Source organism: Metabacillus niabensis, assembly GCF_902829255.1.
Classification (GTDB): domain Bacteria; phylum Bacillota; class Bacilli; order Bacillales; family Bacillaceae; genus Metabacillus; species Metabacillus niabensis.
This window is the reverse complement of the sequence record NZ_CADEPK010000384.1, coordinates 1-3783: the sequence shown is the minus strand read 5'-3', so window position 1 is coordinate 3783 and position 3783 is coordinate 1. Positions and strand designations below refer to the sequence as shown.

Genomic DNA, 3783 nt, shown 5'->3' with positions numbered 1-3783 from the left:
GATTTAACTGCATCTATTAGAGTTGGAAATCGAAATGAAGTAAATGAATTTATTAATAAAATAAATAAATCAAAAGCAGCTTATTTATCTCAATTAACTGGAGGAATTCATTTGCATACTATACAGGCAGATTCACCTGATAAGCTTGATCGCGCCTGTGAACAGCTTTCCGATGAAGGTTTTATCGTCCATGACTAAGAAAACGATGCTTAATAAAATACAGAAGGTAAATTGAATCAAAAAAACAGGTGGGCTAATATGTCCACCTGTTTTCTTACTGACGAATTATCAATGCAAGTACATTTACTTTCTCCGCAATAATAAACTAGTGTTAGCTTTCTTGCATTGTACTCTGTTTGATCGAATATGCTTCATAGGATCCGAGCAATTTTACTCCACAGCCTAATGCTTCAAGCTCAGCTATTGCACCAGGAATTAAAATCTCATCAACTAGCATATCTATATCAATAATGAAGAAATAATTGCCTAGCCCTGTTTTCATTGGTCTTGATTCAATTTTTGATAAGTTTAGCTTTCGCCAAGTAAAAGCAGAAAGCACTTGGTGTAGGGCACCTGATTGATCCGAAGGCAAAGTAACCATTAGCGTTGTTTTTTCCTTATCCGATAATAGTGTTTGACTTCGATAGTCAAACTTCTTTGATGGGTGCAAAATAGCAAAGCGAGTATGGTTATAAGTATAATCATGAATATTTGCTCTTACAATTTCTAGCCCGTACTCCTTTGCCGCCATTTCATTAGCTATAGCTGCAACAGGTTCATCAGGATGCTTGCTAACATATTGTGCAGCAGCACCAGTTGATGTAGCATAATCATACGTTATTCCTTTAAATTTTTTATGCAAAAATTTATGACATTGAGCAATTGCATGAGAATGGGAGTAAATTCTTGTCGTGTTTTCCCATTCATCCCTTCTTTTAGGATGAACCATAAAATGCTGCTCAATAGGAGAAACGATTTCACCTACTATGTATAAAGGACGTTCATGGATTAAATAATCAAAAGTTAAATTTACTGATCCTTCAAGTGCATTTTCAGTAGGGACAACAGCAAGATCAATTTCACCATCTGCTACTGCATCAATACATTGTGGGATCGTTGTCATTGGTACCTGCTCAACATCATTACCAAAATAAGCTTCAACAGCTAAATGAGTAAATGTCGCGCGAGGACCTAAGAAACCTACTCTTATTGCCAAAATAGCTTCATCTCCTTATGCACCTTGACCTAATATTTCAACCTTTTCAACAAACTCTAGGCTACGAAACCTTGCCATTAAACGGTTAATATCCTCATTCATTCCATTTGTATTAAGAGAGAGTGTTACATTCGCACGACCTTGAATCGGGATTGTTTGATGGATTGTTAAAACGTTACAGCCTGCTGTAGCAACGACAGATAATAATTCTGAAAGTGTTCCACTCCGATCTTCTAAATGAAAGAAAAGTGTAATTAATTTTTCTTTTACCATTGTGTGGAAAGGAAAAACCGCATCACGATACTTATAAAATGCACTCCGGCTCATATCTACTCTTTGTACTGCTTCCGCAACGGAATCGACTTTACCTCTTTCAATCAGCTTTTTAACTTCTAATGTTTTTTTCATCGCTTCAGGCAAAATATCTTCACGAACTAAAAAAAACGTATCATTCTTCATAAACTCCCTCCCATCTATTTTTCTCAATGTAGATAATTTATCACAATATTAATTAATTTTCTTCATTTTTCTATATTTATTTGGTTGTTTTCGTAAACTTATTGCTTTTAGCTTTTTGATAGCTATATAAAAAGAGAGCTTAAAATAAGCTCTCGATCAGTATCGTTACAAAACGATTCAAATATTTATTCAACAAACTCAAATTCATAGTCAAGCAATTTCACTATATCTCCGTCTTTAGCGCCTCTTTCGCGTAAGGCTTCATCTACACCTAGACCACGAAGTTGACGTGCAAACCGTCTAACAGATTCCTCACGGGAGAAATCGGTCATTTTGAATAGCTTTTCAATCTTCTCTCCTGATAGGATGTAAGATCCATCACTGTCACGTGATATAGCAAAGTTCGGTTCTTCCTTTTTAAATTCATAAACAACTCGGTGCTCAGCTGGCTCCTCCTCAAATAGTGGAAACTCAGGAGTACGTTCAATCGTATCAGCAATTTCAAATAGCAATTCGCGAACACCTTCACGAGTAATCGCAGAAATCGGAAATATTTTACTATCATCCTTTAATTTGCTTTTAAAAAGTGCAAGATTCTCTTCAGCTTCAGGCATGTCCATTTTATTCGCTACAATAATTTGCGGTCTTTCAGTTAACCGTAGATTATATTCCTTTAACTCAGCATTAATCGTTACATAATCCTCATAAGGATCTCTTCCTTCTAATCCAGACATGTCAATTACATGAACAATAACTCGAGTTCTTTCAATATGTCTTAAAAATTGATGGCCTAACCCGACTCCTTCATGTGCACCTTCTATTAACCCAGGAAGGTCTGCCATAACAAAACTGCGACCATCTTCTGTTTCAACCATTCCTAAATTAGGGACTAATGTTGTGAAATGATATTCAGCTATTTTAGGTTTTGCAGAGGACACTACAGATAATAACGTTGATTTACCTACACTAGGAAACCCAACTAAACCAACATCAGCCAAAACCTTTAGTTCAAGAATAACGTTTCTCTCGATTCCTGGTTCACCATTTTCTGAAAGCTCTGGTGCTGGATTTGCTGGTGTTGCAAATCTCGTGTTTCCACGACCACCTCTTCCACCTTTAGCAATAACTGCTCTTTGCCCATGATCAGTCAAATCAGCAATAATTTGCCCAGTTTCCTCGTCCGTTACCACTGTTCCAGGTGGCACCTTTACGACCATTGGCTGTGCATTTCTACCATGCTGATTTTTCGACATCCCATGCTCACCACGAGATGCTTTAAAATGACGTTTATAACGGAAATCCATTAACGTTCTTAACCCCTCTTCAACCTCGAATACAACGTCAGCTCCATTTCCGCCATCGCCACCTGCTGGTCCACCTTTTGGAACATATTTTTCACGACGGAATGCAACCATACCGTTACCTCCATCGCCACCTTTAACATAAATCTTGACCTGATCGACAAACATTTGTCTTCCTCCGTTCTAAGTACCTAATGAAACAACTATTGCCACTTCATATGTATTCACTTCAAATTCTTTTACATTTATTTTTTCATGATGCTTACTTAACCAACTTATTAAAGTTTCTGTTTCCTTTATTATGCCATTAAAATCAAAAAAGAAACGAACTTCATCCTCATTCGATCCAATATCTATTGTAATCATTAAGTGATTATCATGAGTTATCTCTGCAAGTTGATCAATGGTTTCCAATAAACTCTTTGTCCATTGTGAAACTGCCATATCATATTCCTCTAATGATAAAACATCACCTAATATTTCATATTCCAATTGAAAATGATGCTGCTTCCAGTTAAATGTCATGAGATAGCTTGCAAAGGCTGACATTTTCAGATTACATAGCTTGGACTCTTGCTGTGATTCAATGATAACTTCCTCAATAATTTCATGTACCCGATCAAATTTTTGCAAGGAAAGATTGCCTTTTATTAATTGTAATTTATTCATCCAATCATGCCTTGAATGACTTAATAAATCAACAACATTCCATTCACTATTTTTATTTTTCATACTATTTCCCCTATTTTTTTAATGAGATTGAAAGGAGTATGAGGCTGTATTTAGAATTATAACAAAGATTGTAAT

At 36.0% G+C, this 3783-nt stretch carries 5 protein-coding genes; 1 reads left to right on the top strand and 4 read right to left on the bottom strand.

Translation table 11 applies throughout. From position 1 onward, the window contains the following. A partial coding sequence (locus tag HU235_RS22190; protein WP_325100951.1) for a 3H domain-containing protein occupies positions 1-198 on the top strand: 198 nt, incomplete at its 5' end. 133 nt (positions 199-331) lie between these two features. On the opposite strand, the gene pheA is transcribed toward HU235_RS22190, so the two are convergent. The 4 genes from pheA to HU235_RS22170 form a co-directional block, all read right to left on the bottom strand. Beyond that, a complete protein-coding gene (gene pheA / locus HU235_RS22185) occupies positions 332-1210 on the bottom strand; it encodes a prephenate dehydratase (protein ID WP_095302409.1) in 879 nt (292 codons plus the stop codon). 21 nt (positions 1211-1231) lie between these two features. Beyond that, complete coding sequence (locus tag HU235_RS22180) at positions 1232-1675, bottom strand: ACT domain-containing protein (protein ID WP_095302402.1); 444 nt, start codon at positions 1673-1675, stop codon at positions 1232-1234. A gap of 185 nt (positions 1676-1860) precedes the next feature. Further along, complete coding sequence (gene obgE / locus HU235_RS22175; protein ID WP_174881620.1) at positions 1861-3144, bottom strand: GTPase ObgE; 1284 nt, start codon at positions 3142-3144, stop codon at positions 1861-1863. A 15-nt stretch (positions 3145-3159) separates the two neighbouring features. Beyond that, positions 3160-3708: a Spo0B C-terminal domain-containing protein gene (locus tag HU235_RS22170; protein ID WP_145582154.1), complete on the bottom strand. Its 549-nt coding sequence runs from the start codon at positions 3706-3708 to the stop codon at positions 3160-3162. Positions 3709-3783 lie beyond the last annotated feature (75 nt).